The organism is Lysinibacillus sp. GbtcB16 (assembly GCF_019091145.1).
Lineage (GTDB): Bacteria > Bacillota > Bacilli > Bacillales_A > Planococcaceae > Lysinibacillus > Lysinibacillus fusiformis.
In genome coordinates this window covers 1-275 of record NZ_JAGXJV010000351.1, presented here as the reverse complement: position 1 = coordinate 275, position 275 = coordinate 1, and the positions used below count along the sequence as shown (strand labels likewise).

The following is a 275-nucleotide window of genomic DNA, read 5'->3' as shown; positions in this document are numbered from 1 at the left end:
CACCGCTAGGGTCCGCGCCGTAGCCCGTCACGGCATTATACGTATTTCCTGGAGGGACTTCAGGAATGCTCTTCTCTCCCCGCCAATAGCCGGCGTAGGAAAAGTCCTGTAGGAACCTGCCTTGCGCATCCTTGTAACCCGGTGTCCAATCCGGCGGATACAAGGAGCTCCTCCAAGGTGTTCCGGCCTGTGCCGGGTCTGCGGGTACGATCAGCGATGCGAGGATCGCCAGCGTTCCGCACATGGCAACCAGCTTCCAGCTTGCTTTGTTCATC

The 275-nt window shown here is 59.3% G+C and carries 1 protein-coding gene; it reads right to left on the bottom strand.

Going from position 1 to position 275, the window contains the following annotated elements; translation table 11 throughout:
• Positions 1-275, bottom strand: a 275-nt coding sequence (locus tag KVT27_RS24510) for a hypothetical protein (RefSeq protein WP_217582167.1), incomplete at both ends; no start/stop codon positions are given.